The following is a 26,631-nucleotide window of genomic DNA, read 5'->3' on the forward strand; positions in this document are numbered from 1 at the left end:
TACGGTCGGATCGCAACACGATCACTCTGACGCCACTGACAAGTCTCGGAGTGTAGACCCGCCCGGGGTTAAGGTAGACAGGGCGACCGTCCCGCAATGAGCGGGAGAACGGCATGGTCGCTTCGTCGAGTCGGTACCGACCGGTCGCCTCGCCGTCCCGGCGCCTGGCCACGGCGGCCTCGACTCCGGCTGCGAGAATACGGTCATTCACTCGTGTGGATGGCCGTATTCGTCTGTCCAGGTGACTGTTTCATTGCCGGTCCCAGTCCGTCACGCGGCCGGTCGGCGGGGTGTCCGCGAGTAGCTCGGGCCTCGGCGACCAGAGTAGAACCCTTTCTAGTTTCTGGTCGTTCTACCGGGTTTCCGGGTTCGGCAGCGCCGGGAGACGGAGCGCGGAAGCGAGATGCGGCCGGCTGATCGTTCACGGAGGATTGTCCAGGCCAGCCGTGGCGCGAGCCGGTTTCCTGAGCAATGTGCGCGAGCTGAGAATTGATCTCCGCGAACCTCTTGACTGCGGGACTATAAACGTTAATAGTAAGTGTGATGCAGCGCACTGAGAGAGCGAACCTGCTGTATGTCGCCCGCGTGACGGGTACCTGCTCGCTAGACGTAATGGACCGAAACATGATGGTAACCAACGTCATACAGGATCGAGTGCCAGATCGAACGCAGCACCTCGGAGAAGAAGGTTCGGGCCGCATTCGCGGCAACTCTCCTGGACTTGGAAAAATCCAGACAGCAGAGAAGTAGCAACGAGCACACCACGAGAAAAGGCGAAATTGCGATGGCTTTGAGTCGGAGTTACGACAACATCATCATCAACACCGATAGCTACAAGCATTGTCACTACCCGTTGTATCCGGCGGGGACGGAGTATGTGTCCAGTTACATCGAGTCGCGGGGTGGGGAGTTCCCGGTGACGATGTTCGTGGGGTTGCAGGCCTTCATTCGGGAGTATCTGCTGCATCCGATCACGCTCGAGGACATCGATCAGGCGGAGAGCATCACCCGTGAACAGGGGATGCACTTCAATCGGGAGAATTGGCTGGGGATCCTCAACGATCACGGTGGGTTCTTGCCGGTGGAGATCGAGGCGGTGCCCGAGGGCCTGGTGATGCCGACCCGCAACGTGCTGGTGCAGATCATCAACACCGACCCGAAGTACTTCTGGGTGACGAGCTTCTTCGAGACCGCCCTGCTGCGTGGGGTGTGGTACCCGACCACGGTCGGCACCATCAGCTGGCTGGCCAAGCAGGTCATCAGGGAGGCGTTGGCCCGGACCTCCGATCACCCCGAAATTCTGCGGCACTGTCTGCACGACTACGGCGCCCGCGGGGTGAGCTCGCAGCAGTCGGCCGCGCTCGGTGGGTTGGCGCACCTGGTCAACTTTAACCAGAGTGACACCGTGCCAGGCATCTTGGCGGCGAAGGAGTACTACAACGCGGTGGCGCCGTCGAATTCCGGCCCGAACTCCGAGCACGCCAGTTTCTGCGCGTGGGGTCGGGAGAACGAGGCCGCGGCGATGCGGAACATGCTCGAGGTGCACGCACCGAGCGGGGTGGTGTTGCTGCTGACCGACACCTATGACCACGAGAATGCGGTCAAGAACATCATCGGCCGCGAGCTTGCCGACGTTGTCCGTAACTTCCCCGGACTGGTCGGGGTGCGCCCGGACTCGGGTGATGTGGTGCAGGTGACCGCGGAGACGACCGAGTGGTTGATGGATAGCTTCGGGTTCACCACCAACAGCAAGGGTTTCAAGGTGCTGCCCGACTATGTGCGGGTGGTGCAGGGGGACGGGGTCAACCGTGACAGTCTCCCGCGGGTGTACGCCGAGCTCGAACGCCGCGGTTTCTCGGCGGAGAACGCGATCTTCGGGATGGGGGGCGGGCTGTTGCAGCACTGCAATCGGGACACGATGAACTTTGGGCAGAAGGCGTCCGCGGTGTGTGTCAATGGTGAGTGGCGGGGCATCGCGAAGGCGCCGACCGGGGATGCGATGAAGGCGTCTAAGCGTGGCCGCCTCGGGTTGCGACTGTCGCAGGGTGGGTATCAGACGGTGCCGCGGGAGTCGATCTCGCCGGAGGAGAACATTCTGCAGCCGGTGTTCCGTAACGGCAAGTTGCTGCGGAAGTGGGATTTCTCCGAGCTGATCGAGCGTAGTGAGCGGGAGGTGCCGGAGAGCTATTACGCCGACGCCATCGCACCCCTGCACAACGACGCTGAACTCGCACTCTCCTGAGAGCTGCCGGCGACTGGGCGCAACCTTCACAATGCCCTGGTCGTCGGCCCCCGAGCAGGCTTGTTACTCGTTCCACACACAGTTAGGTTCACAGCACGATGACTAAGCTGCACGTCTTCGACATGGACGGCACCCTCCTGCAGTCCACTGCTTCGATCGAAATCTCGAGAGCGGTCGGAGAACTCGCTGCGGGCGAGCTGATCGAGCAATCCTGGTTCAAGGGCGAGATCAGCGATGTGCGTTTCTGGGAACTCTGCCTTCCACTGTGGGAAGGGCTCAGCGAGGCGGACATCGATGACGCGTTCGCCGCCTCCCCGTGGATCGGCGGCGTGGTCGAAGTCTTCGCCGATATCCGCAACCGTGGCGAATACAGCACCGTCATCTCTCAGTCACCCCAGTTCTTCGTGGAACGTCTGACCGGTTGGGGCGCCGATTCGGCGTTCGGCGCGCAGGTGGCCTTGAGGAGCGAGGTCGGCCCTGAGAGTCTCCTCAGCGCCGAGGACAAGGTCTCGATCGTCAGCAAGCTACTCGCGGAGTATGGGCTCGCCGAAGGGGACTGCGTCGTGTACGGCGACTCCACGTCCGACATCCCGCTGTTCGGAAAGCTTCCGAACACGGTGGCCGTCAATGCGAGCGCCCGGGTCCGTGAGCTTGCGACGATCGAGTACGAGGGGTCCGATCTCCGCGGTGCATACGTCCTCGGCCGAGGACTGCTCTGACCGGCGCCGCCGCACGTCGAAGACCAGGCACGCCAGTACTACCTTCCACCAATAAGACAGTGAGGTCCTTGAACGGTGGCCGCCTTGAGAAGCATCCCGACAAGTAGTGGTGCGGACAGCGCTACGTCCGTGGGTTCCGCAACGAGCATGCCGATGAATTACGGCAAGCGGTTGAAACTGTTTTCCGGTCGAGCCAACCCCGACATCGCGAAAGCGATCGGTGCCGAGCTGGGCGTGGGGCTGAGTCCGGTTGTGCTGAAGACCTTCTCGAACGGGGAGGTGTACTGCCGGTTCGAGGAGTCGATCCGCGACGCCGACGTCTTCATCGTTCAGCCGACATGTACCAATGCTGATACCGAGGTCACCACCAATGACGCACTGATGGAGCTGATGGTGATGATCGACGCCGCGGTGGCTGCCAGTGCACACCGCGTCATCGCCGTCACGCCGTGGTACGGGTACTCGCGGCAGGACAAGCAGAGCGCCCCGCGTGAGCCGATTTCCGCGCGTATGGTCGCCCGGATGCTCGAATCGGCGGGAGCAGACCGACTCCTGGCGATGGATCTGCATGCCGGACAGCTCCAGGGCATGTTCAAGATCCCGGTGGACCACATGACGGCGATGAGGTTGCTCGCTCAGTATTTCATCGACCTCGAGATGGAGGACCTCGTGGTGGTGGCACCCGACGCCGGCCGGGTGAAGCTGAACAAGAGTTTCGCCAAGTGCGTCGGCGCCGATCTCGCGATTCTCGACAAGGAACGCCCAAGGCATCAGGTTGCCGAGATAGGTCACGTGATCGGAGATGTTCGGGGCAAGACCGCGATCATCGTCGACGACATGATCGATACCGCCGGCACGCTCCGTGCTGCGGGGGAGATGGTGATGAGGGCAGGAGCGTCGAGGGTGTTTGCCGCAGCCACCCACCCGGTGTTCAGCGGCCAGGCCTACGACAACCTCGCCGCATCACCGTTCGAAGAGATCGTCGTGACCGACACGATCGCGCTGTCGCCCCGGGCACCGGCCAACGTGCGCGTACTGTCCTGCGCCGGCGTCCTCGCCGACTCGATCAGCCAGGTCTTCCGAGGCGGATCCGTCAGCGAAGTGTTCGGCAGTGAGTACCAGTTGTTCTGATCTATAGAAGTGGGAGCCGCCGAGCCGCGCTCGGAGGTTTTCATCACACCGGTAGAGGCGTAGAGAGCATCCCACCATGAGTCTCGATATAGGTACGAAGTCAACAATCCACCGGCTCGGCACCACGAACGTACCGTCGGTCGATGACGCGACCGTCCTCACCCTTCCTCTTCCGGAGCTGATGGAACGGGCAGCCGCACTACGCGATGCGCTCTTCGGCACGAGGGTGACGTACTCGCCGAAGGTCTTCATCCCGTTGACCACACTGTGCCGCGACGGGTGTGGCTACTGCACATTCTCCCGCTCACCCGCACGCGCGGAGGCGCCCTACCTCACGCCCGATCAGGTGCTCGCGATCGCCATGCGGGGAGCGCAGGCGGGATGTCACGAGGCGCTGTTCACGCTGGGGGAACAGCCCGAAGACCGATACGACGTCGCGGCCAAATGGCTGGCCGATCACGGCTACGGCTCCACCGTCGAGTACCTAGCCGCAATGTGCCGGCTAGTGACCACGGAGACGGGTTTGCTGGCGCACTCCAACGCCGGAGCCCTTGCACCGGATGCTCTGTCGCTGCTGCGGACTGTCAGCCCCGGCCAGGGCATGATGATCGAGTCGTTGAACCCGACGCTGATGGCCCACCGCGGTGCGCCCGACAAGACACCGGAACGACGGCTGGCCACGCTGGAAGCCGCGGGTGAACTCGCGATTCCCTTCACGACCGGGATCCTCGTCGGCATCGGAGAGTCTGCGCAGGACCGTGTCACGGCGCTGCGGGCCATCGCTGACCTGCACAGACGTTACGGGCACGTTCAAGAAGTGATCGTGCAGAACTTCATGCCCAAACCGGACACCGTGATGCGCAACGAACCAGCCTGCCCGCAGGACGAGTTCCTCCGGACGATCGCGATAGCGCGGTTGATCTTGCCGCTGGATGTGCACCTGCAGGCCCCCCCGAATCTGTCGGAAGACTTCGGTCCGCTGCTCGACGCGGGGATCGACGACTTCGGTGGTGTGTCCCCGGTGACGGTCGACCACGTCAACCCGGAACGGCCCTGGCCCTCGCTCGACCGGCTCCGGGAGGTGACCGAAGGTCACGGCAAATTCCTCACACCCCGCCTCACCGTGTACCCCGAGTTCGCGCGCCGCCCTGACCAATGGATCGACCCCGGTCTGCGCTTCGCGATCATGGACCGGTCGGACGCCGAGTCGCTCGGCCGCGACGACCCGGGTGCGATGTTCCCCGAGAGCCACACCGATGCGAAGAACGTCGGCACCGGGGCGGAAGTCGTCCAGATCGGTCGACGCTCGACAGTGTGGAGCTCCGGGTCGGAGTTCGCGCCCACCGATCTGGTGCCGAGCCGCAAGCGAGGGTTCGGCGGGCCCGTCACGGACGTCCTCGAAGGTATCGCCTCGGGGCAGGAACCGGGAGTGGACGAGATCGTCACCCTGTTCGGAGCTCGTGGGGGAGAGGTCGCCGAGGTCGCCGAGTTCGCCGATCACCTCCGCTCCAGGGCGGTCGGTGACGACGTGACATTCGTGCGGAACCGAAACATCAACTACACCAATGTCTGCACCTTCAAGTGCACCTTCTGCGGGTTCTCCAAGGGACCGTTGTCGCTGAACCTGCGAGGCAAGCCGTACCTGCTGACCCTTCAGGAAGTCGCCGCCCGTGTCCGGGAGGCGTGGGATCTCGGGTGCACCGAGGTCTGCCTGCAGGGCGGCATCCATCCGTCCTTCGACGGCGACTACTACATCGACGTCTGCCGCGCGGCTAAGGAAGCAGCGCCCGATATCCACGTGCACGGCTTCACAGCCCTCGAGGTCACCGAAGGAGCCAAGCGGCTCGGGGAGCCGCTCGAGAAGTACCTACAGCGATTGGTCGACGCAGGACTGAAGTCGCTCCCGGGCACCGCCGCGGAAATCCTCGACGACGACGTCCGGGCGATCCTCTGCCCGGACAAGATCGACACCGAGGAGTGGCTCGAATGTCACCGCGTCGCCCACTCGATGGGCCTGACGTCGAACGTGACGATGATGTTCGGAACCGTCGAGGAGCCCGTGCACTGGGCGCGCCACTTCCTCCGCACCCGAGAACTTCAGCGTGAGACCGGCGGGTTCACCGAGTTCGTCGGTCTTCCGTTCGTACACATGGCGGCTCCGATCTACCTCAAGCGAGGTGCGCGCCGTGGTCCGACCTGGCGAGAAGTAGTGCTGGTCCACGCGATTGCGCGAATCGTCTACGACGGGCTGATCGACAACGTGCAGGCGTCGTGGGTCAAGCTCGGACTCGACGGGGTTCGTCAACTGCTCCAAGCGGGTGTGAACGACGTCGGCGGGACGTTGATGGACGAGAACATCAGCCGCGCCGCCGGCGCCGCCCACGGCCAGCAACTCGACGAGACAGACCTGGACGCGGTGGTGCAGGGAATCGGCCGGCGCCTGCGACGGCGCACGACGAACTACCTGACGCCTCCCACCCACCAGCTCGATCTGCGCGGTGGACCGACACATTCACCAGAGGTGATCCTCAGATGACAACAACAAGAACCACTTCCGCTCCCTCGAAGCCGATCCCCTATATCTACGACGACGGCGAACAGCTAGCCGGTGAGGTCGCGTCGAGGTTGCTTTCGACTCTTGCCCAGGCGCAGAAAGAGCGCGCCTACGCGTCATTGGTGCTCACCGGAGGACGAACCGGGACAGCGGTGCTCGAGCGACTACGCACCGCCCCGAATCGTGACATCGTGAACTGGCATCGAGTGAACTTCTTCTGGGGCGACGAGCGCTTCGTGGCCCGACACCACCCCGACCGTAACGAGAAGCAGGCGCGCGAGGCCCTGCTGGACCACCTGCCCGTGGACCCGAGCCGTGTGCACGTCATGGCGCCCTCCGACGGCGGCTTCGGCAACGACGCCACCGCAGTGGCAAACGCCTACCAGGCGCTACTGTGCGCGTACGGTCGCCTGGACAGGACGCCTCTGTTCGACATCTGCCTCCTCGGGATGGGCGAGGAAGGTCACGTCGCCTCGATCTTCCCGGACTCACCGGCAGTGCTGGAGAAGCAACGTGAAGTGGTGGCGGTGTACAACTGCCCGAAGCCGCCGAGCACCCGGATTTCGCTGACCCTCTCGGCGATAACGCGCTCCCGCGAAGTATGGCTGATGACCACCGGCGACGCCAAGGCGTCTGCAGTCGCGATGCTGATGGAGCAGGGGCTGACCCCCCAGCAGCTACCAGCAGCGGGGGCGCTGGGTTCGCACGCGACCCGAGTGTTCCTGGACGCGGCCGCAGCGAGCCTGCTCTCCAGCTGCGAAGACCTCCCCGCCTCGGCGCGGTAACCGACGATGTGAAAGACCCACCCGAGAATCCGAGTCTTGTAATGACGAATCCGAATCCTATCGACCTGATCATTCCGGTCAAGTCACTCTCCGAGTCGAAAACACGACTCCGGGGTGCGGCTGACGGCGGTACCGGAAAGATGAACGCGCACAAGAGGCTGGTCCTGGCGATCGTGCTCGACACGGTTTGCGCTGCGCTGCGGGCACGAGCGGTCGACTCGGTGCTCGTCGTCACGCCGGACCCGGTCGTGGCGCGCAGCGTCGAACGGCTCGGTGCACGCGTACTGGGAAACGAGCCAGCCGGCGGGGTGAATGCGGCATTGAACCACGGCGCGGCCCTGTTGGAGCGGGAACGCCCGGGCCGAGTGGTGGGGGCGTTGCCCGCCGATCTTCCAGCGCTTCGGCATCGCGAATTGTCTGCATTCATCTCGGCTGCCGATGGCAGGCGTGCGTTCTGCGCCGACCGGGATGGGAAGGGCACCACGTTGCTGCTATCGGCGGCGGGCGAAGGACTGTTCCCGGCCTTCGGCATCGGTTCGGCGCTCGCCCATCAGGCGTCGGGAGCCATAGCTCTCGAGGGTGAATGGCCTTCGCTGAGGTCAGATGTGGACACCGCCTCCGACTTGCGCACGGTCCGGGGGTTGGGGTTCGGCTCCCGCATGGCTGCTCTGGGGTCGGCGCGCGAGTTCGCGTTCTTGGACAAACACGAGGCTGCGATGATTGACTTTGCTCGCCGCTGGCAGCCCTTCGGTGGCGGAAGCGCGGATGACATATTCACTACCTTCGGGGTGCCTCCGCGTCCGTATTTCAAGAAATTGACCGCACTGTTGTCGTCGAACGTGACTCCTGAACTCGCGGAGAGCCAGCGGGAAAAACTGCTGCGACAGGCGAAGTTGCGATTTGTAGAAGAGGATCGGACTATCCGACCTCGATTGCAGAACCAGCGATGAAGTCGGCCGCTCAGACTTCGGGTGCCCCGAACGTCCCCGACCACGGCTCTGTCAGTGGACTCCATGTGTTTCCGGTGACAGGTCTTCCGGAGTTCCGGCCGGGAGACGATGTGGCCGAACAGATCGCTCAACAGGCGCCTTGGTTGGTTGACGACGACATCGTCGTGATCACGAGCAAGATTGTGTCCAAGGCGGAGGGACGAATCGTCGATGCGCCGACAGGAGCTCAGGATCGTGAGGCGTTCCGGGCGCTTCTGGTCGAGCAGGAGGCCGTTCGTGTCGTTGCCCGCAGGGGGTCAACCGTCATCACCGAGAACCGTCTGGGGATCGTGCAGGCAGCTTCGGGGATCGATGGGTCTAACGTCTTCTCGCACGAATTGGCACTATTACCAGAGAACCCCGATGAGAGCGCGCAGTCGATTCGGTCAGGGTTGAAGCATCTGCTCGGTGTCAGCGTGGCGGTGATCATCACGGACACGATGGGCCGCGCGTGGCGACGGGGGCAAACCGACGCGGCGATCGGCAGCGCAGGTATCGCGGTTCTCCATGGCTACGCCGGAACCAGGGACGCGCAGGGCAACGTGCTGGAGGTAACTGAGGTGGCGATAGCCGACGAGCTCGCGGCCGCCGCCGATCTGGTGAAAGGCAAGGTGGCGGGAATCCCTGTCGCTGTAGTTCGGGGACTGAATGCATACGACGACGGGTCAGGTGCGTCCGATCTGCTGCGTTCCGGCCAAGAGGACTTGTTCTGGCTCGGCACCGCTGAGGCGCTGGCACAGGGCCGCCGTGAGGCTCAGTTGCTGCGGCATTCGGTTCGCGCTTTCAGCGACAGGCCGGTTGACCCAGAGCTCATCATGCAGGCGGTTGCCGAATCCCTGACCGCACCAGCCCCGCACCACACACATCCTGTGCGATTTGTATGGTTGCGGTCGCACGAGGTACGCGCGCGACTCCTCGCCGCCATGCGCGAGCAGTGGCGGATCGATCTGACCGCTGACGGCTTGCCCCAGGGGCGGGTGGAGCGGCGGATCGCCCGCGGCGGCATTCTGTTCGATGCTCCGGAAGTTATCGTCCCGTTCTGTGTGCCGGACGGCGCCCACGACTACCCGGACGCGCACCGTCGGCGCGCCGAGTCGACGATGTTCACTGTGGCGGTCGGCGCGGCGGTACAAGGACTCCTGGTTTCCCTCGCCGCAAGGGAAGTGGGCAGTTGTTGGGTCGGATCCACCATCTTTGCGCCGGAGATCGTGCGCACGGAGTTGGGTGTGCCGTCGGACTGGAAGCCGCTCGGCGCCGTGGCGATCGGTTACCCCACACGACCTCGGCACGTCCGTCTGCCCGCCGATGTGGCGGGGGCGCTCGTAGAAGTGTGAGTTCGCACGAACGCCTGGCCCAACGGCAGCCTTGTGCAGTGTCCGCTACGCGCCGTCGTTCGGCCTCTTCATGCCGGTGCCACAGCGAGACCGGCGACGCGGGTGAGCACGAGGGCACGGAATCGGTCGACATCCAGATCGACCGCCAAACGGGTACCCGGGGTCGCACTCCCTCCGGAGGTGGTGAAGGAGCCCGACAGCGTGCACACCGTCTGTCCGCGACCGACACCGACACCGGTCTCGACTTCGACTGTCGCGGTCTGCAATCGAACGATCGCAGGGTCGACAATCGCTGCGATCACCAACGCGTCATGCATGGGCCAGCCGTCCGCCTGAATGTCGCCGTAGCCTCGGATCATCGTTGCGAGGAGTGACCCGGTATGTGACCGCGCCTCGAGCATTGCGAGCGCTGTCTCGTCCAGGGTCGAACGTCGCGTGACATCGAGTCCCAGGAGCCAGGTTTCGAGATGCGAACATGCGAAGACACGTTGCGCCGCCTCAGGGTCGGACCAGATGTTGAACTCTGCAACCGGCGTGATGTTGCCCCGGCCGGTGCTCCCTCCCATGATCACCAGCTTGTCGATCCGGTCGATCAACTCGGGGTGCATGGCGACGAGCAGGGCGATGTTGGTCAACGGACCGATCGCCGCGATCGTCACGGACCGCGGTGCGGCCTCACGGAGCACCGACGCGAGGAGTCCGACGGCGTGTTCCTCGGACAACGAACGGGTCGGCGCAGGAAGTTCGACGCCGCCCAGCCCGTTCTCGCCGTGCGGTGAGGGCTGGTTGTGCATTCCGATGCGGACGAGCGCGCGGTTTGCGCCCGCCGCGACCGGAACGTCGTCCCGCCCGAGTGCACGCAAAAGCCGCAGTGCGTTGTCGGTCGCGTCCTCGACCGGAGCGTTTCCAGCGACCGTGGTGACGGCAAGCAGATCGACCTCTGGGCTCGCCACCGCCAGAGCCAGCGCCAACGCATCGTCAATTCCTGGATCTGTATCGATGATCAATCGCGCAGGCGCAGCCACTGTCGGTTCTCCTTAGGCTTCTCGGGGTCGGCAGAATGCGACCTTGTAGAAACGATACAAGGTTGCCCGGCGATCTGCCGCAGAATCCAAATCACCACCTATGCGCTAGATCTGATTGTCGGTTCTCCCAAAGTTGCGCATTGTTCTTCACTCGACATAAGCGTTTCCACTGAAAGAGTGCCGCAGAGTATCCGAGAAGCTCAGACTGCTGGAGTCCGGAATGTGATCGTTCCGGTTGTCGCGCAGATGGGGATTCGTGATCGTTCAAGACGGGCCGACAAATATTCTGGGGTTCGGCTGCGGGGGTTGTTCTTGTGTCGAGATTCCAGGTCTGTCGGGGGAATTGATTCGGGAGTTTCTACCGGTGCTCGGATCGCTAAGTAAGGTTTGCTGCTTGCCACACCATCATTCCTTGCACGCCCTCGGAACCGCCTCGTCTGTTTTTCCCGGCTTCCTCCGGCACCGCAACGACTACGACAAATACCCATCGCCTGGGATTAACGACCTACCCCAGCTTCGTGACAAGCTACGGCACGGGGATGGCGAACTGCACGCATTTCTTACTTGTGGTTCGTGGAGTTTGCTCTCGGGTCTGGTCCCGGCGCGGCGGGCCCCACGCCCCCGAGAGCGGTTATCACGCTTGCGACACTCAGCCTCGGGGTGACCACAGATTCCCGACCGGACCCGACCCACGGAGAAGTCGCCAAATGAGGTGCACGGGTGGCGAAGCCGTCTACGTGGAAGTCGGTGACAATTGCTCCTGGCCCGCGGCTTCGTCGTTGTCGGACAGATCTTGCCGGTACGTCTCCCGCATGGCGATCACACAGACGACGGAGATGGCGCACATTGCGACCATGAACAGCGCGACGGCGACGTAGGAGCCGGTGCGATCCAGCAGGTACGTGGCGACGATCGGCGCGGGAGCGCTCGAGGCAAGGGTGCCGATCGTGTACCCGAAGGAGATTCCGGTGTAGCGGATGCGGGTGTCGAAAGCTTCGGCGAAGAAGGCTGCGAGCGGGCCGTAGGAGGTCGAGAAGGCGAGACAGAACGCCACGAACCCGACCATCGCCAGCAGGAAGGATCCGCTGTTCACCAGCCAGAACCACGGAAAGGTGAACAGCAGCATTGCGACGACTCCTGCCAGGAACACCGGCTTCCTGCCGTAGGAGTCCGACAGTTTGCCGAAGAACGGCAGCGCGACGAACGTGACCGCCATGGCGACGAGGACGAGTGTCAGCATCTGGTTCCGCGTGTAGCCGACCTGCGCGACGCCGTAGCTGAGACCGAATACCGTGGTGCCGTAGAAGGTGACCCCGATGGCGAAGTAAGCACCACAGGTCAGGAGGACCTGCTTGGGGTAGTGGCGAAGGACCACCCCGATGGGCAGCTTCTCCAACTTTGCGTTCTTCTTGACGCGATCGAAGTTCGGGCTTTCGCCGAGGTGCAGTCGGACGAAGAGGCCGATCGCGACGAACGCACCCCCGATCAGGAAGGGAATTCGCCAACCCCAGGATTCGAACGCTTCGGGAGAAAGCCCGGCCATCAACAGGAAGACCGTGTTGCCCAACATCAATCCCGCCGGCACCCCCATCTGCACCCAGCTGCCGTAGTAGCCGCGTTTGCCAGCAGGCGCGTGTTCGACGGCCATGAGAATCGCCCCGCCGATCTCGCCACCGAGCGCGAGGCCCTGCACGAAGCGCAGGGTCACGAGAAGGATCGGCGCGGCGACGCCGATGGACTCGTAGCTCGGGAGCAGCCCGACTCCGAGGGTGGTGAAGCCCATGATGGTCAGGGTGATGACGAGCATCGACTTCCGTCCGATCCGGTCACCGAAGTGGCCGAACACCACTCCGCCGATCGGACGCGCAACGAAGGCGGCGGAGAACGTGGCGAAGGCGAGCAAAGTGCCGATCAGGGAGTCGAACTCGGGGAAGAAGATCTTGTTGAACACGAGTCCTGCCGCGGTGCCGTAGATGAAGAAGTCGTACCATTCGACTGTCGTACCGACACCGCTGGCAAATCCGACTTTCGAGGTTTGGGACATTGTGAACATGTATGGCCTCCGTTGCCACGATTGCGGAATTATTCCTGTGGCTCGAATGTATGGGTGATCCAGGACACACAACATCTCCAGGTGGAGAGGTGGAGATTGTTGCCTGGTGAACGGATTGTGTTCAGAGCAAGCGAAGTTCGTGGGCACGCGCAATGGCTTCGACGCGATTGCGCGCGTTCAGTTTCTGCATGGCGCTCTGCAAATAGGTTTTTACGGTGTTCCGCGCAAGGGAAAGTTCCTGAGCGATTTCGGGGTTGCTGTTACCCATTGCCGCGAAACGCAGCACCTCGTACTCGCGCCGAGTCAGGCCGGCACGGTACAGAGCCTCGGATGTCACGACTCTTCGCGATCCGGCCAGTCTCGGGTCGACAACCCGGATTCCGCCGGACACGCGGTGAATGGCCGTGGCGAAGTCCTGTCCGCTGATGTCCTTGACGAGGCATCCGTCCGCACCCGCCTCCATCAACAGATCGATGGCGCCGTGATCGGCGAACGCGGTGAACAGCAGTATCCGTGCGTGGGGCGCGACCCGCCGTAGTCGCGGAATGAGTTCGGGTGCAGGGATATCGGGAAGTCGAAGATCGAGGAGGATGACGTCGACGGGGAGGGTGCGGGCCAGCTCGACCGCCGCGGCGCCGGTCAGTGCACCTCCTACGACTTCGAGGTTCACGTCCTCCCGCGCGAGAAGTTCCACCCCCCCGCGCACGATCGGATGATCGTCGACGACGAGGATGCGGATCATCTTCGACGGCTCGGTCATGCACCCGACCCGTCGATTGTGTCTACCCAGCCGCGCACGGTGGTGCCGTTTTCGTCGTCGCTGACTACGGACATGCCGCCACCGAGCCGCTCGAGCCGTCCTGCGGCCAGCCCGAGCCCCAATTGGCTTCCTCGCACCGGGTCGTCTGCCCCGTCCACGCCCCGGCCGTCGTCACTGATGACGACCGTCACTCTGCCCGACCGAACCGACAAGCTGACCACCACTGTGGATGCGTCGGCGTGCTTTTCGACGTTGACGAGCGCCTCCCGAACCAGTCGCTGGAGGGCCTCGATGCGGCTCACATCGAGATCCGGAGATTCGGTCAGCGGTACGAAACGGGCGGGGATACCGGTCCGAAGCGCGAACGACTGGCAGTCCTCCTCGATGCCGACTGGGAGTTCCCGCTCGGGGGGTCGCGCGCTGAGGTCAGTCAGCGACCTGCGAATAGACGCATTGACGGCGTGTACCTGATCAGTGATCTCCTGCAGCCGATCGTGGATCGCCTGAGCGTCGCCCAGTGCACGCAGACTCTGCAGTTCGGCACCGATCCGGAAGAGGACCGGGCTCACGGAATCGTGCAGGGATTCGGCAAGCCGATTCCGTTCGGCCTCGATCGCGAGCTCCGTCTGAGCTGCGGCCCTCTGTGCGCTGACGAGAGTGACGGCGGCTGTCGCGGCGGTCGATTGAATCTCCGCGATGACTCGATCACCGAATGACGAATACTCGCGGGTGCCGACGTACACGGCACCGAGGACACGACCTTCGTACACCATGGGCACTGCGAGCATTCCTCGCAGTGACTCCTGCGCCACGAGCGCGTCGAAGTCGTGAGTGATCCCGGCGTCGGACAGGTAGTCCCGGACCCAGACAGGTTTCTGCAGCATGATGCTCTTTCCGCCGAGTCCGACCCCCTCCGGCACCACCAGTCGGTGCAGAGCGTTGCTCTTCGTCCCCTGCCAACTGCGGTGAACCATCGCGCCGTCGACCTCGATGCGCCCGACGAGCGACATGTCGAAGTCGCCGATTTCCCGGATGCGCTGACCTGCCGTGGTCATAGCCGACGCTTCGTCGGTCAGGACGAGCAGTTCGGCACGCGAGAGCGCGAGGTCGTCGAGGATGGACGTCCTGACGTCCGAGTGCTTGAACTCGTGAGCTGCGGTATGCGTACTTTCCGACACCGGCTTTCCTCGATCTTTCTTCCCCCCGGCATTGGGCAACCCGTTCATGTCGGCTGGGTCACAGTGTCAGAGTATCGGACCGGCCGTCCAGGCTGATCAGGCACTCGAGCAGGAAGTAATCGCCCCAGATCAGCTCGTTCCGGGTAGCGAAGTCCCGGCGCTTGTCGAAGCAACCGTCCAAGAGGATCCCTGCCGGTCTGCCGTCGTGCGGTCCGGTCGGGGTGAGGTGGTCGAGGAGCGCATCCACATGGGCGACGGCCCTGTCCCGGAAGTCGGTCCGGTCGGGAACCAGTCGGGCGAGCTTGAGCAGCGCGGCAGCGGCGATCGCAGTGGCGGACGTGTCGATCGGAACGTGCGGCCCGGTGCCGGCGTCGAAGTCCCATGACACGATTCCGGCAGTCGGCGTGCGGTCCAGCCACCAGTCGGCCAGCCGGACGGCGGTCGGCAGGAAGGACGGCGACGCCCACTGCGCGGCCTGGGCGTACGCCACCATCGCCCACGCCTGCGCCCGACCCCAGGTGCTGTCGTCGTTCATACCCTTGTGGGTGTAGCGGTCCAGAAGCGCACCGTTGGACGTGTCGAACAGCGCCGACTGACAGACCGAACCATCCGCCCGGATGCAGAGCTCGATGTGCCGCTCCGCGTGACGGATCGCGGCGTCGAGGAACCGCGGGTCGCCGGTCTGCGCCGACGCCCACGACAGCAGCGCGACGGTGCCCGGGACGGCGTCGATGTTCGCGGCGCCCTCGCCGACCGCTTCCGCTTCTTCCGCTTCCGCGCCGAGCGGGATCACGCCCGCTCGATCGTTGAAGCTGGCGAACAGCCCGCGGGCACCCGCCAGTGCGATCTCGGATGCGCTCGCGCTTCCGGTGACGAGGTGGTTGACCGCCGCGCCGTACCAGAAGAGGAAGCCGCGGAAGGCGGTATCGGAGCTCTCCCTGGGCAGGACCTGCTCGGTGATCTCGTCGGCGAGTCGCGACAGGCGGTCCTCACCGGACGCCACGAAGCCGAGTGCGGCCAGTCCGCCCCAGAATCCGCCCGTCCAGTTTCCGTCGGCGGTGGTGGTCCATTCGCCGGATTCAGGGTCACCGTAATGCGGGAAGTTGCCGCTGGTCTGCTTGGCTGTCGAGTCGATACGGTCGAGCATCGAGTCGATGGCGGCGGTGTACCGGGAGCCGGTCACGACTGACCTCCGGTCACCAGAACCGACTTGAGCGTGCGCCCGTCCCGCATGTCGCCCATGGCCTCATCCGCCTTTCCGAGTGGGTACTCGGTGACCATCGAGGCGAGGTCGAACCGTGCTGCCAGCCGAGGTAGCGATTCGACGTATTCGAGGTGGTTGTGCGGGGAGAACGCCCAGCTTCCCAGCACCTGCAGCTGCTTCTTCGTGATGTAGTGGGGGTTGATCGGAGTGGTGCCGTGGTCCGTGTACTGGCCGACGACGAGGTACTTGCCGCCGCGCCGGGCGATGTCGATGCCCTCGGACACCGCCGTCGGTACACCGGCGGCCTCGATGACGACGTCGGCACCGCGCCCGCCCGTCGTTTCCGCGAGAATTCGGTCCAAGCGGGCCGCTCGATCCGTCTCAGCGAAGATGTCGATGTGGACGTCGCCAATGCCGGCCGTCCGCGCGACCTCCAGACGGTTGGCCGGTCCGCCGACGATGATCACCTTCGCCGCCCCGGCGAGCGTGGCGTACATGGCGCACGCCAGTCCGACCGGTCCGCTGCCCTGTACCACGACGACATCGCCTGCGTCAGGCTTGGCGATACCGTTCACCGCGTGGACGGCAGTCGGTCCGGCGCAACCGAGCGCGATCACCTGCTGCGGTGTCACCGAGGACGGGATGCGGACGATCGTCGAGCCGGGCTGGAGGTAGATCTGCTCGGACCACCCACCCGACAGGTGGGGCCAGTCGGCCGAAGACTGATTGATGCCGTACACCTTGCGGGTCTCGCACAGTGACGGTTCCTGCTGATCCTCGCAGTAGTAGCAGTGCCCGCACGGGATGTTGGATGCCCACGACACCGCATCCCCGACGCGAAGCTCCTCGCCGCGCGCGTCCGTTGTGACACCCTCGCCGAGGGCGTGCACTCGACCGACCGCTTCGTGCCCCAGGATGACCGGCACCGGTATGGGCAGGCGACCCTGCTGCAGGTGAATGTCCGTTCCACAGATTCCCGCGTGCGTCACGTCGACGACGACCGCGCCGGAGTCGGGATCCACGCGTGGGAACGTCCTCGGCGCCATGGCCTGCCCGAACTCTTCGAGCACCATCGCTGTGGCCGTGCTGGTGGCCGTGCCGGTGGTCGGGCTCGCCGGGTCCGTCTGCATCGCATTACTCATCGGATCACTTCCTTGCTGCGCAATGTCTGGACACGTGACTCGGATACTCCGAGCTCGTGCAGGATTTCGTCGGAATGTTCACCCACCGCGGGCACCCCTCGGCGTACTTGTGCGGGCGTACGGGACAAAGTGACGGGACTGCCGATCAGACGGGTCGTCCGCACACCCTCGACATCGACGTCGACGAGTGTGCCGTTGTGGCGGGCCTGGGGATGATCGAGCGCCTCCTGCAGGGTGAGCAGCGGTGCGCACAGCAGGTCGACCCCGTCGAACAGTTCCGCCGCCTCGGTGGTGCTCAGCCGTGCGATCAGTGGACGCAGGACAGCGTTGGCGGCCTCCTTGTTCTCGGCCTGGAGCTGTGGCGACGTGAAGGATGGCTGGACGGACAGATCGTCGATGCCGAGTGCTTTGCACGCCAGCTGCAGGGGGTTGTCGCGGAACAGGCCGAGCACCAGCAGCAGACCGTCCGTCGTCTCGAAGATGCCGCTGTACCAATCCGTCACCCAGTTGGTCTCACGCTGGTCCATGAGCAGCGTGGCACTTTCGAGGGTCTGCAGCGACAGTGCCGTATCGAAGAGGTTGACGCTGACCTTCTGGCCACGGCCGGAACGCTCGCGTTCGAACAGTGCGGCCAGAATCCCCTGCGCCAGGGCCATGCCCGATGCATAGTCGACCGTCGGCACCGGGTGCACGTACGCCGAGATCGACGGGTCGCCGCACGACCTCGCCATCCCGCTGAGCGCCTGCGCGAGCATGTCCTGGCCGGCCTTGTGGGCATACGGCCCGGTTTCCCCGAATCCGGTCGCGGTACCGTAGACAAGCCTGGGGTAACGCTCCTGCAGGTCGTCGTATGTCAACCCGAGCCGTTCGACCGCCGCGGTCCGGTAGCTGTGGATGAGAACATCCGTCGTCGCGAGCAGCTGATGCAGAATGTCCTTTCCCTCAGCAGATTTCAGATTGAGTGCGATGCTGCGCTTGTTACGGTTGACCGCGGCGAAGTAGGCGCCGGGGCGACCTGCCTCAAGTGAATCGCGATCCAGGCCCCGCAGCATGTCTCCATTGACACCTCGCTCGACCTTGATCACTTCGGCGCCGAGGTCGCCGAGGACCTGCGCCGCAACGGGGGCCTGCATGATCTCGCCGAGATCGAGTACCCGGATGCCGCTCAGCGCTTGCTGTTGAATGTGTTGCACGACGCCCTACTTTCCGTAAACCGATTTGGCGATGAGAAGTCGCTGAATCTGATTGGTGCCCTCATAGATCTGAGTGATCTTGGCGTCGCGCATCATCCGCTCCACCGGATAGTCACGCACATAGCCGTAACCGCCATGCAGTTGTAGCGCATCGGTGGTCACCGACATGGCATTGTCGCTGCACAGCAGCTTCGCCATGGCCACCTTTGCACGCGCCGCCGGATCCCCGTCCTGAATGAGTTGGACCGCGTCGTAAAGCAGCGAACGAGCCGACTCGATCTTGACGGCCATATCGGCGACCATGCCCCGCAGAAGCTGGAAGCGCGAAATGGGCTGGCCGAACTGGTCGCGGTTCGTCGTGTACGAGACGGCGGCGTCGAAAGCGCCCTGCGCAATTCCGAGGGCCTGCGCCGCGATGAGTGCGCGGCTGACGTTCAGTTCCGAGGAGATGTATTGGAACCCCTTATTGGGATCATTGACGACACGAACAGCGGGAAGCCGACAGCCGTCGAGGACGATATCGGCCGTCGGACTGCCGCGCATTCCCATCTTCTTCTCGGGCGCACCGAAGCTGACGCCGGCGTCGTCCTTGTGCACGATGAAGACACCGAGTGACTTGTCGCCGGTCTTCGCCAGGACCGCGTACCAGTCGGCCCACGGCGCATTACTGATAAATCGCTTCTGCCCATTCAGAATCCAGTCGGATCCATCCTGTATTGCGGTCGTCGCGATGGCCGACAGGTCCGATCCCACGCGCGGCTCGGTCATGCACCACGCAGCGCCTGCGGAGCCCGACGCGACACCTGGTACTACCAGTTGCTTCAACTCGTCGGAGCCCTGACTCAGCACTGTGGACGTGCCCGCCCAGTTGACCAGCATCACCAGCGCCGAGCTTGCGCAGGATGCTGCGACTTCCTCCACTGCGATGATCTGGGAGAGGAGATCGGCTCCACTCCCACCGAGGCTCTCGGGATGCGCAAGTCCGGGCAGGTCGTTGCTGCACAGGGCCGCCCACGATTCGGACGGGAATCGCTCCTTGTCATCCACGTCGGCGGCATGCGGTGCGATCTTGGTCTGCGCGAGTTTGCGGACGCTCGCGCGGAACTCGAGGTGTTCGATACTCATGAATTGCTCCTGGTGTCTGCGGGGAATGTGATGATTCGGGAGTCGACGGTCACAGCGGTGGCCAGGTCAGACCCGTCACGGAGGGTGGGACGCCGTCCGCGGCGGCACGGCCGGCGACATCTTCGGGAAGTCCGGCGCGGCGCAGGACTTCATCGGTCTTGACGCGGGTGTCGGTGACGCGCCGTTTCGGTCCGCCGGAGAACATGGGGACCACCGGGACCGAATCCAGTGCAAATTCCGGATCCCTGGCCACGATCTGGTCGAACGTGGACAGCTCGTGCGGTTCGAGCACCGGTGTCACGCACGCATCCACGTCGGCGAACACCGCGGTCCACTCCACCATCGTCTTCTTCTCGAACTCGGTGGTCAGCGATTTCTCGATGAGGTCCCAGGTGGACTCGTCGAAATGATTCGGTACGGCTCCGAGGTCGAGGGTGGTCCACATCCGCTCGAAAAATGCCACCTCCAGGGCACCCACCGCGACGTATCGACCGTCGGAACAGCGATAGCACCGATAGAACGGCATCGACCCGACCAGTACGCCACATCCGCGGCCGGGCAGCGTCGGCGTCTGCCAATCGACGAAGTTCATTCCCATCATCGACAGGACGCCGTCGACCATGGCGGAGTCGATATACCGGCCCCTTCCTGTTCGAGTCCTGTCGTACAACGCGCCCAGAATGCCGAAGGCCGACAGCAACCCACCTCCCGCGAAGTCGGCGACCAGGTTCAAAGGCGGGACCGGCGGCTGATCCGATGGGCCGAAGGCCCCGAGGGCACCCCCGATCGCGAGGTAGTTGATGTCGTGACCGGCGCGTTGCGCCATCGGTCCGTCCTGGCCGTAGCCCGTCACGCTGCAGTAGACGAGTCCCGGATTGAGGGCAGACAATTCCGCGTAGCCGGCGCCCAGCCTGGCCGCGACACCGGGCCGGAATCCCTCCATGAAAACGTCAGCTTCCGAGACGAGCGTTCGCAGGGCCTGGCGGCCGTCCTCGGTCTTGAGATCCAGCGATATGAATTCCTTGCCTCGAGACAGTGCCGGCACCGGAAGCCCGGAACGACCACCACCGATCGCGATCACGTCTGCACCGAGATCCGCGAGCAGCATGCTCGCGTATGGTCCGGGTGCCAGACGTGTCATGTCCAGTACCCGAACCCCCGCAAGTGGGCCCGTCGTTGCGGTCATCGTCGTCCTCCAGAGTCAGTCGGTACCTCGTGTGATGCCAATCCTGGCGTGGTGACTGCACTCACACCATCTCCATGTGGAGGTATGGCGTCACACCCGTTCTCCCTCACACTGAGGCGCACATCCTCAGCACGGGACGCTCCGAACTCGACAGGAATAGCAATGGAAACCACTGCGATAGAGACCCTTCCAGACACCACCACAGGGGATTACGAGCGGATTCTCTCTGCCGCGGAGACCGCCGCGACGTCACTCGCCCGAACGGACCCGAGCCGACGGGCACAGATTCTGCGGTCGATGGCCGAAGCACTCGACGCAAACGGAGCGGAATTGGTGCCGCTGGCGGCCGCCGACAGTTCGCTCCCCGAGGCGCGCCTCCGCGGCGAAGTCTCGCGAACCACGATGCAGCTTCGAATGTTCGCCGATGTCGTCGAAGAGGGCTCCTGGCTGGAGGCCATCATCGACACAGCAGATCCGGACGCGCATCCCGCTCCGCGCCCCGACCTGCGGCGGATGCTTGTACCCACCGGACCCGCCGCGGTGTTCGGTGCGAGTAACTTTCCGTTCGCGTTCGGGCTCGGCGGCGGAGATACCGCTTCCGCATTGGCCGCCGGCTGTCCCGTCGTCGCCAAAGCACATCCCGCTCAGCCGCGATTGACCGCCGCCTACGCGCGGGCGATCGACGAGGGACTTCGTGCGGGCGGCGCCCCGGACGGCACGTTCGGGGTGGTGCAGGGCGCCGACGTCGGACGTCTGCTCGTTCAGGATCCCCGCATCACGGCCGTCGGATTCACCGGTTCGACATCGGGTGGCCGGGCTCTTGCAGATTTGGTAGCCAGTCGGCCGTACCCCATCCCGTTCTACGGCGAGCTCGGCAGTATCAACCCGGTGTTCGTGACACCTGCCGCGGCTGCGGAACGGTCGGGAAAGATTGCGGGCCAATTCCTCGAATCATTACTCCTCGGCGCCGGTCAGTTCTGTACCAAACCGGGGATTCTGTTCGTCCCCGACCAGAGTTCGATCGAGTGGCTCGTCCGAACCGCGGTCGCGGACGATTCTTTCCGTCTGCTGCACAGCGGAATTCGCCAATCGTTCCTCGACGTGTCCCGGGAGATCCTCGAGCACCCGGACGTCCGGCCGGTGTCATCGCCCGAGCAGAGCGATCTGGACGATCTGTCGGTCCGCCCGGTGATCGGCGTGACCGACGCTCGGGCGTTGCATCGAAACTCACATGCCCTGATCAAAGAGTGCTTCGGTCCATTCGGATTGATCGTGACCTACACATCGGTCGCGGAACTTTACGCGACGGTGGCTGTCCTGCCGGGCACGCTGACGGCGACCGTCCACGGCACCGACGATGACCACGATGCCGCAGCACTGCTCGACGCACTTGCGCGCTACGCGGGGCGCGTCATCTGGAATGGATGGCCCACCGGTGTCGCCGTCAGTTGGGCCCAGCACCACGGTGGTCCGTACCCGGCCACCAACTCCGTTCACACGTCAGTCGGCGCTACCGCGATTCGGAGGTTCCTGCGGCCGGTCGCATACCAATCGGTGCACGAAGCGCATCTGCCTCCCGCACTCGTCGACGCGAACCCGTGGGGTATCCCACGCCGGGTGAACGGCCACCTGTCGTAGGGCCCACGGCCCGCGCACTTTCTGGGTGCACCAAGCTGCCCCCAGAAGAGAGCTCTGCCGGTTCACCGCTGCCATCTGACGGCCCGGCCACGGCGAGGAAGCCCCTTGCGGAATGCGAGGATGCGGCGGCGGGCGGTCAGGTCCGGGCGCGATGTCGGTGAGCCGCTGCTGGGGGACATGTCGTTCCCACTGCTCAACACGGGTAATGGTTGCAGTAGTTCAGAGATTCCAGAGTTGGAGCAGTGCGGCGCGCAGCTGGCGGAGACGATTTCGTGATCGTGGTCAGTCGGGGATTGGGGTGCCCGAGGCCGGCGAGCTGGTGCTCGGCGTCCGCAACGAAATCGGCTGTACGTCTGTTCGAGTCAGCCGGAGGTGGCCGGAACTCCGAAGACAGCGGTCGTCCGGGACAAGGGGAGTCATGGTCCGCAACAACGCCGACGAGGGATATGACTACCGGGTCCGCACCCTGGATTTCGCGAGCTTGGACACACCGTTGCGACGAGTCCCGGGAACTTGCCGCCGCGCCGGCTAACGACGATCACGCCCGAGTGCGCTGCAACCAACGACACGACGGACTCCCTCGGGAGTCCGTCGTGTCGTTGGGAAGTGGGTATCAGTGTGTGGTGGTGTCGGGAGGTTCCGGTGCCGGGTCGGCGACCGTGATCATTCCGCCGTCCTCGTCGACGAAGTACAGGACGACTGCGCCGATCATCGGTCCGACGGCGAGGGTGGAGAACGCCGCTAGGAACGAGCCGGTGGCGGAGAAGACCGCGCCGATCGCGAGAGGGACGAGAGTGCTGGCGATCTGCCAGAAGGCGTTGGAGGCGCCGGCGGCGGTACCGGTGACCTCGCTCGAAACCAGACGCGGAATCATCGCGACGATCAGTGGCAGGTATCCGTATCCGACCAGGCCGAGGACGGGTGCCGCAATCAGGAGCGCCGGGACGTTGTCCAGGGTGCCGAAGAAGATCAGGATGGCGGCGAACAGTGCGAGGATGACGATCGCGGGCTTTCGGGCGCTGCCGACTTTGTCGCCGAGCATTCCGATGAGGGGCTTGCTGAACACCGCCACGCCCGCGAAGATGGCCACGATGAATCCGGCGGTGGTGCTGGAGACTCCATGTCCTTTGATGAGGAGGGCGTTAGACCAGGTGACGAATCCGTATGTGCCCCAGAAGCCGCCGAACCCGGCGAGTGAGAGCAGCATCAGGTCGCGGTTGGTGGTCAGTGTCTTCCAGGCGGAAGGGCGTTTGCCGTCACGGTTCGTGGCGCGCTGGTTGACGACCGGTCCCGGCCGAATGATTACGTAGCAGGCGACTGCGGTCACGACCGAGATGGCACCGAAAAGATGGTAGGAGGCGTGCCAGCTGTAGTGGTTGATCATCCATGGGACGACGGTGTTGGCGATGACGGTGCCGAGTGAGGTGGCGGAGGTGAACAGTCCCATGACTTTGCCGAGTTCTTTGGGCTTGAACCAGCTTGCAAGGAGTTTGACGCCTGCGGCGTAATCCGCGCCGGCGAAGAAACCGACGACTGCCTGCACACCGATGCCGATCGCCGCAGAGGTGGTTGATCCGAAGACCATCATGAAGACACCTGCGCCAACAAGCGACGCGGTGACCACCTCGCGGCCACCGAATCGGTCGGACAGCACCCCCGTGAGGGCGTTGGAGCAGACGTATCCGATGTAGTACGCGGTGGCGAACACGCCGAGGCTGGCGAGTGGCACGCCGAGATCCTCGCCGACGAAGACCGATGCCGGACCCCAAGTGGAGCGATCGACGGAGGTCATGGTGAAGGCGAGCCAGCAGAGTACGAGTACTACCCACCGATAGCGGTTGCGTACCTGCTGATCAGGGGATGCTGAAATTGTCTGCACGAGGTAGTTCCTGTCTGGTCTCGGCGCGATTGCTCAGGGTCTCGGGTTGGGCTGCAACCCGGATCTCATCGGAGAAGATCGTTGCCGTTTAGTGGAATAGCGTTGGCGCAGTCGAGGTGTGGAAGTGGGCGGTGAACGTCACGAGTAGGCACGTCGCTGTAAAGCTGAGGTTGAATCACCTTGGACCGGTCGAGCGCTACACCTGTTCTATCAAGGTGATCGTGTTCACACAATAGGTGCGTCCGTTTATGGATCAATTGCACGCTATGCGGACGTAATCTGCCTGTATCGGCTCAGCCATCGGATGCCACGCGGACCGGCCTGGTAGTCGCCACGCGATACTTCAGTCGCGCGGCGTGCAGCTCGCCGTTCCAGAACGGCGCGACTGCCGACAAGGCTTCAGATTTCCGCCAGCTCCTTGCGGATCTGCTCGGCGGCTTTCTGGAGTGCGGTGAGGATTGATCCCCTCATGTGGTCGAGTGAGACACGCGATGACTGGGCGGAGACGTTGAGGGCTGCGACTGCGTGGCCTTCAGCGTCGCGGACGGGCACGGCGATCGAACGAACCCCCTCGGTGAGTTCTTGGTCCGCCAGCGACCACCCCTCGTCGCGGGCGTCGATGATCTTCGCGCGCAATTCGGTGGCGTCGATCGTGGTGGCCTCGGTGTAACTGTGGGTGTTCACGGTCGCTAGATAGGCGTCGAGTTCGGTATCCGTGCGGTCCGACAGGAGCACCCGACCGGTGGCGACGGCGTAGGCCGGCAGACTCGTCCCGACCACGATTTCGACCGTGAGGACCCGGTCGGCCTGGACCCGGTCGACGTAGAAGATCTTGTCGTGGTGCAGCACGGTGAGGGACGCCGTCTCCTGTGTCTGCTCGGCGAGGCGCTCGAGGTAGGGCCGGACGATATCGGGAAGGCCGCTGCTCAGGACGTAGGCATCACCGATCTCGAGTACCGCGGGGCGGACGGTGTAGGCGGTGCCGTCGTAGGACAGGTAGCCCATGTACTCCAGTGTCAGCACGAAACGCCGGGCGGCGGTGCGGGTGATGCCGGCGAGGGTCGCGACCTCGGTGACCGACAGGGGGCGGCGTTCTCGCCCGAACAGTTTGAGTACCTCGAGCCCCCGGCCGAGAGCTTGAACGTGGTCGCGGTTCTGTTCCTGGGGCATCGTGGTCGCTTCGTTCTCGCTCACAGGCTCAACCTATCTACTTCGCGGGGTGCTGCCGACTGGGTGTGTGCATCGGTACCGCGGATCCCCCAGAGGCTGAGGACGATGCATACCGTGTACAGCGCCACAGCGGCTGACCAGCCGGTCGCGAATCCGCCGGTGTGGTCGGTCAGCAGGCCCATCAGCGCGGGCCCGCAGGCGAATCCGAGGTACATCCCGACCGCGATGGCGCTCGAGGCGCGGCCCACGGTGCTGGTCTGAACCACGCGGAGCGCGCCGGCCATCAAGACCACGTTGGCCGCGAGCGCGGTCGCGCCGTGGATGCCGACGCCGAGCCACAGTAGGGGAAGCCATCCCAGAAGTTGGGCGCCGAGTAGGGCGAGTGCGCCGAGCGTGGAGCCCGATGCGAGGATCAGCAGCAGGACGAAGGGGCCGGTTTTCCCGGCAAGCGCCCGGCCCCAGCCGATCCGCGCGGTGACACCGATCAGGCCGGCAGCCGCTGCGGTGAGCCCGGCCACGGTCAGGTTCAAACCCATCTCGTCGTGCGCGAACAGCGGAAGATAGACGTTGGTGGCTTGAAGGGCGGCGCCGGAGAACAAGGCGTAGGCGGCGAATAGCCAGATTGCCGGGGGCAGCGATCGGTGCTCGGTACGGCCGGAGGAAGGTGGACCGACCCCGAGCGCGCTCGCCGACCGACGCGACCGAGCGCGAGACGGTGCGAAACGCCAGGCCAGGATGGCCGAGATGCCCGCGACGGCGGCGCCGACCCACAGCGGGCCTCGCCATCCCCAGGCAAGCGCCAGTGTGGGGCATCCGATGCCGGCGGCGAGTTGACTGGCCTGCACCCCCGACTGCTTCACTCCGATCCAGGGTGACCGCTTGGCCGGTGGGGCGTGGTCGCTGATCACGCGATTGGTGACCGGGTTCGACAGAGCCTGCGCTGCCCCGGACAAAGCCATGGCTGCCAGCAACCACAGGTAGTTCGTCGACAGCGCCGCGACGACGAACGAGAGTGCGGCGCCCGCGAATACCGTGACGAGCAGGGCGCGAGCGGGGAAGCGATCACTGAACCGGCTGAAGGCCAGGGACAGGGCAGCCGCTGTCAGGAAGGTGAGCGTGGCAAGCATCCCGAACTGCACCGCGGTGATACCGAGCGAGTCGATGACCAGCGCACTCGTCGAACTCAGCCCGTAGGTCAGCAGCGGCCCGATAGCCATGGCAGCAGTCAACAGCGGCAGCAGTCCTCGGAAATCGCGGTTGTTCACTGCAGGTACTCCATCGACAGTCCTATTGCCGCGCGACGATGCGCACGGTCGCCTCATCA

At 64.3% G+C, this 26,631-nt stretch carries 20 protein-coding genes and 1 pseudogene; 9 read left to right on the top strand and 12 right to left on the bottom strand.

The annotated features are described in order from the left end of the window. Positions 1–784: 784 nt before the first annotated feature. The 7 genes from OYT95_RS40115 to OYT95_RS40145 all read left to right on the top strand — a co-directional run bounded on the left by OYT95_RS40115 (position 785) and on the right by OYT95_RS40145 (position 9,754). On the top strand, positions 785–2,242 hold the full coding sequence (locus tag OYT95_RS40115) for a nicotinate phosphoribosyltransferase (RefSeq protein WP_128642689.1): 1,458 nt from the start codon (positions 785–787) through the stop codon (positions 2,240–2,242). A gap of 98 nt (positions 2,243–2,340) precedes the next feature. Beyond that, on the top strand, positions 2,341–2,961 hold the full coding sequence (locus tag OYT95_RS40120) for an HAD family hydrolase (protein ID WP_268793095.1): 621 nt from the start codon (positions 2,341–2,343) through the stop codon (positions 2,959–2,961). Positions 2,962–3,114: 153 nt separating this feature from the next. After that, positions 3,115–4,092: a ribose-phosphate diphosphokinase gene (locus tag OYT95_RS40125; RefSeq protein WP_007296690.1), complete on the top strand. Its 978-nt coding sequence runs from the start codon at positions 3,115–3,117 to the stop codon at positions 4,090–4,092. A gap of 76 nt (positions 4,093–4,168) precedes the next feature. Further along, positions 4,169–6,628 carry a 5-amino-6-(D-ribitylamino)uracil--L-tyrosine 4-hydroxyphenyl transferase CofH gene (cofH, locus tag OYT95_RS40130; RefSeq protein WP_268793096.1) on the top strand — a complete coding sequence of 820 codons (2,460 nt, stop codon included), beginning with the start codon at positions 4,169–4,171 and terminating at the stop codon, positions 6,626–6,628. Next, on the top strand, positions 6,625–7,431 hold the full coding sequence (gene pgl / locus OYT95_RS40135) for a 6-phosphogluconolactonase (protein WP_268793097.1): 807 nt from the start codon (positions 6,625–6,627) through the stop codon (positions 7,429–7,431). Before cofH ends, pgl begins: the two co-directional genes overlap by 4 nt. A gap of 41 nt (positions 7,432–7,472) precedes the next feature. Continuing rightward, the gene (cofC, locus tag OYT95_RS40140) at positions 7,473–8,381 is read left to right on the top strand and encodes a 2-phospho-L-lactate guanylyltransferase (RefSeq protein ID WP_128642685.1); all 909 of its coding nucleotides are present in this window, start codon (positions 7,473–7,475) and stop codon (positions 8,379–8,381) included. After that, positions 8,378–9,754, top strand: a complete 1,377-nt coding sequence (locus tag OYT95_RS40145; protein WP_328286589.1) for a coenzyme F420-0:L-glutamate ligase — start codon at positions 8,378–8,380, stop codon at positions 9,752–9,754. Before cofC ends, OYT95_RS40145 begins: the two co-directional genes overlap by 4 nt. A 68-nt stretch (positions 9,755–9,822) precedes the next feature. Here the strand turns inward: OYT95_RS40145 and OYT95_RS40150 are convergent, their stop codons facing one another. From OYT95_RS40150 to OYT95_RS40190, 9 genes are all read right to left on the bottom strand, one after another. Continuing rightward, positions 9,823–10,779, bottom strand: coding sequence for a nucleoside hydrolase (locus OYT95_RS40150; RefSeq protein WP_128642683.1), 957 nt, complete (start codon positions 10,777–10,779; stop codon positions 9,823–9,825). Positions 10,780–11,512: 733 nt separating this feature from the next. After that, the gene (locus tag OYT95_RS40155) at positions 11,513–12,832 is read right to left on the bottom strand and encodes an MFS transporter (RefSeq protein ID WP_268793099.1); all 1,320 of its coding nucleotides are present in this window, start codon (positions 12,830–12,832) and stop codon (positions 11,513–11,515) included. Between the two features lie 121 nt (positions 12,833–12,953). Next, complete coding sequence (locus tag OYT95_RS40160) at positions 12,954–13,592, bottom strand: response regulator (protein WP_128642682.1); 639 nt, start codon at positions 13,590–13,592, stop codon at positions 12,954–12,956. After that, positions 13,589–14,770 (bottom strand): GAF domain-containing sensor histidine kinase, encoded by a 1,182-nt coding sequence (locus tag OYT95_RS40165; protein WP_128642681.1) that lies wholly within the window; start codon positions 14,768–14,770, stop codon positions 13,589–13,591. Before OYT95_RS40165 ends, OYT95_RS40160 begins: the two co-directional genes overlap by 4 nt. A gap of 58 nt (positions 14,771–14,828) precedes the next feature. Then, positions 14,829–15,953 carry a glycoside hydrolase family 88 protein gene (locus OYT95_RS40170; protein ID WP_128642680.1) on the bottom strand — a complete coding sequence of 375 codons (1,125 nt, stop codon included), beginning with the start codon at positions 15,951–15,953 and terminating at the stop codon, positions 14,829–14,831. Beyond that, positions 15,950–17,116, bottom strand: coding sequence for a zinc-binding dehydrogenase (locus tag OYT95_RS40175; protein ID WP_268793100.1), 1,167 nt, complete (start codon positions 17,114–17,116; stop codon positions 15,950–15,952). The genes OYT95_RS40170 and OYT95_RS40175 overlap by 4 nt, the downstream gene beginning before the upstream one ends. Further along, complete coding sequence (locus OYT95_RS40180; protein WP_128642678.1) at positions 17,113–18,309, bottom strand: CaiB/BaiF CoA transferase family protein; 1,197 nt, start codon at positions 18,307–18,309, stop codon at positions 17,113–17,115. Before OYT95_RS40180 ends, OYT95_RS40175 begins: the two co-directional genes overlap by 4 nt. 6 nt (positions 18,310–18,315) lie before the next feature. Beyond that, on the bottom strand, positions 18,316–19,434 hold the full coding sequence (locus tag OYT95_RS40185) for an acyl-CoA dehydrogenase family protein (RefSeq protein WP_268793101.1): 1,119 nt from the start codon (positions 19,432–19,434) through the stop codon (positions 18,316–18,318). Between the two features lie 49 nt (positions 19,435–19,483). Next, positions 19,484–20,620, bottom strand: a complete 1,137-nt coding sequence (locus tag OYT95_RS40190) for a CaiB/BaiF CoA transferase family protein (protein WP_268793102.1) — start codon at positions 20,618–20,620, stop codon at positions 19,484–19,486. 162 nt (positions 20,621–20,782) lie between these two features. Here OYT95_RS40190 and OYT95_RS40195 point away from each other — a divergent pair, with 162 nt between their 5' ends. Beyond that, positions 20,783–22,258, top strand: coding sequence for an aldehyde dehydrogenase (NADP(+)) (locus OYT95_RS40195; RefSeq protein ID WP_128642675.1), 1,476 nt, complete (start codon positions 20,783–20,785; stop codon positions 22,256–22,258). A 309-nt stretch (positions 22,259–22,567) separates the two neighbouring features. After that, positions 22,568–22,809, top strand: a pseudogene (locus OYT95_RS44560) (hypothetical protein); the annotation flags it as partial. A 62-nt stretch (positions 22,810–22,871) separates the two neighbouring features. On the opposite strand, the gene OYT95_RS40200 reads toward OYT95_RS44560, so the two are convergent. The 3 genes from OYT95_RS40200 to OYT95_RS40210 all read right to left on the bottom strand — a co-directional run bounded on the left by OYT95_RS40200 (position 22,872) and on the right by OYT95_RS40210 (position 26,572). After that, positions 22,872–24,137 carry an MFS transporter gene (locus OYT95_RS40200; protein ID WP_235214828.1) on the bottom strand — a complete coding sequence of 422 codons (1,266 nt, stop codon included), beginning with the start codon at positions 24,135–24,137 and terminating at the stop codon, positions 22,872–22,874. A 399-nt stretch (positions 24,138–24,536) separates the two neighbouring features. Then, positions 24,537–25,331 (bottom strand): IclR family transcriptional regulator domain-containing protein, encoded by a 795-nt coding sequence (locus tag OYT95_RS40205; RefSeq protein WP_128642673.1) that lies wholly within the window; start codon positions 25,329–25,331, stop codon positions 24,537–24,539. Beyond that, positions 25,328–26,572, bottom strand: a complete 1,245-nt coding sequence (locus OYT95_RS40210) for an MFS transporter (protein ID WP_268793103.1) — start codon at positions 26,570–26,572, stop codon at positions 25,328–25,330. Before OYT95_RS40210 ends, OYT95_RS40205 begins: the two co-directional genes overlap by 4 nt. Between the last annotated feature and the right edge of the window lie 59 nt (positions 26,573–26,631).

Source organism: Rhodococcus sp. JS3073, from assembly GCF_026810085.1.
GTDB classification, from domain to species: Bacteria; Actinomycetota; Actinomycetes; order Mycobacteriales; family Mycobacteriaceae; genus Rhodococcus_F; species Rhodococcus_F wratislaviensis.

Excerpts from the sequence above, each read along its gene's own strand:
- OYT95_RS40115 (WP_128642689.1), top strand. The coding sequence starts at position 785 with ATGGCTTTGAGTCGGAGTTACGACAACATCATCATCAACACCGATAGC.
- OYT95_RS40120 (WP_268793095.1), top strand. The coding sequence starts at position 2,341 with ATGACTAAGCTGCACGTCTTCGACATGGACGGCACCCTCCTGCAGTCC.
- OYT95_RS40125 (WP_007296690.1), top strand. The coding sequence starts at position 3,115 with ATGAATTACGGCAAGCGGTTGAAACTGTTTTCCGGTCGAGCCAACCCC.
- cofH (WP_268793096.1), top strand. The coding sequence starts at position 4,169 with ATGAGTCTCGATATAGGTACGAAGTCAACAATCCACCGGCTCGGCACC.
- pgl (WP_268793097.1), top strand. The coding sequence starts at position 6,625 with ATGACAACAACAAGAACCACTTCCGCTCCCTCGAAGCCGATCCCCTAT.
- cofC (WP_128642685.1), top strand. The coding sequence starts at position 7,473 with ATGACGAATCCGAATCCTATCGACCTGATCATTCCGGTCAAGTCACTC.
- OYT95_RS40145 (WP_328286589.1), top strand. The coding sequence starts at position 8,378 with ATGAAGTCGGCCGCTCAGACTTCGGGTGCCCCGAACGTCCCCGACCAC.
- OYT95_RS40155 (WP_268793099.1), bottom strand. The coding sequence starts at position 12,832 with ATGTTCACAATGTCCCAAACCTCGAAAGTCGGATTTGCCAGCGGTGTC.
- OYT95_RS40160 (WP_128642682.1), bottom strand. The coding sequence starts at position 13,592 with ATGACCGAGCCGTCGAAGATGATCCGCATCCTCGTCGTCGACGATCAT.
- OYT95_RS40175 (WP_268793100.1), bottom strand. The coding sequence starts at position 17,116 with ATGAGTAATGCGATGCAGACGGACCCGGCGAGCCCGACCACCGGCACG.
- OYT95_RS40185 (WP_268793101.1), bottom strand. The coding sequence starts at position 19,434 with ATGAGTATCGAACACCTCGAGTTCCGCGCGAGCGTCCGCAAACTCGCG.
- OYT95_RS40190 (WP_268793102.1), bottom strand. The coding sequence starts at position 20,620 with ATGACCGCAACGACGGGCCCACTTGCGGGGGTTCGGGTACTGGACATG.
- OYT95_RS40195 (WP_128642675.1), top strand. The coding sequence starts at position 20,783 with ATGGAAACCACTGCGATAGAGACCCTTCCAGACACCACCACAGGGGAT.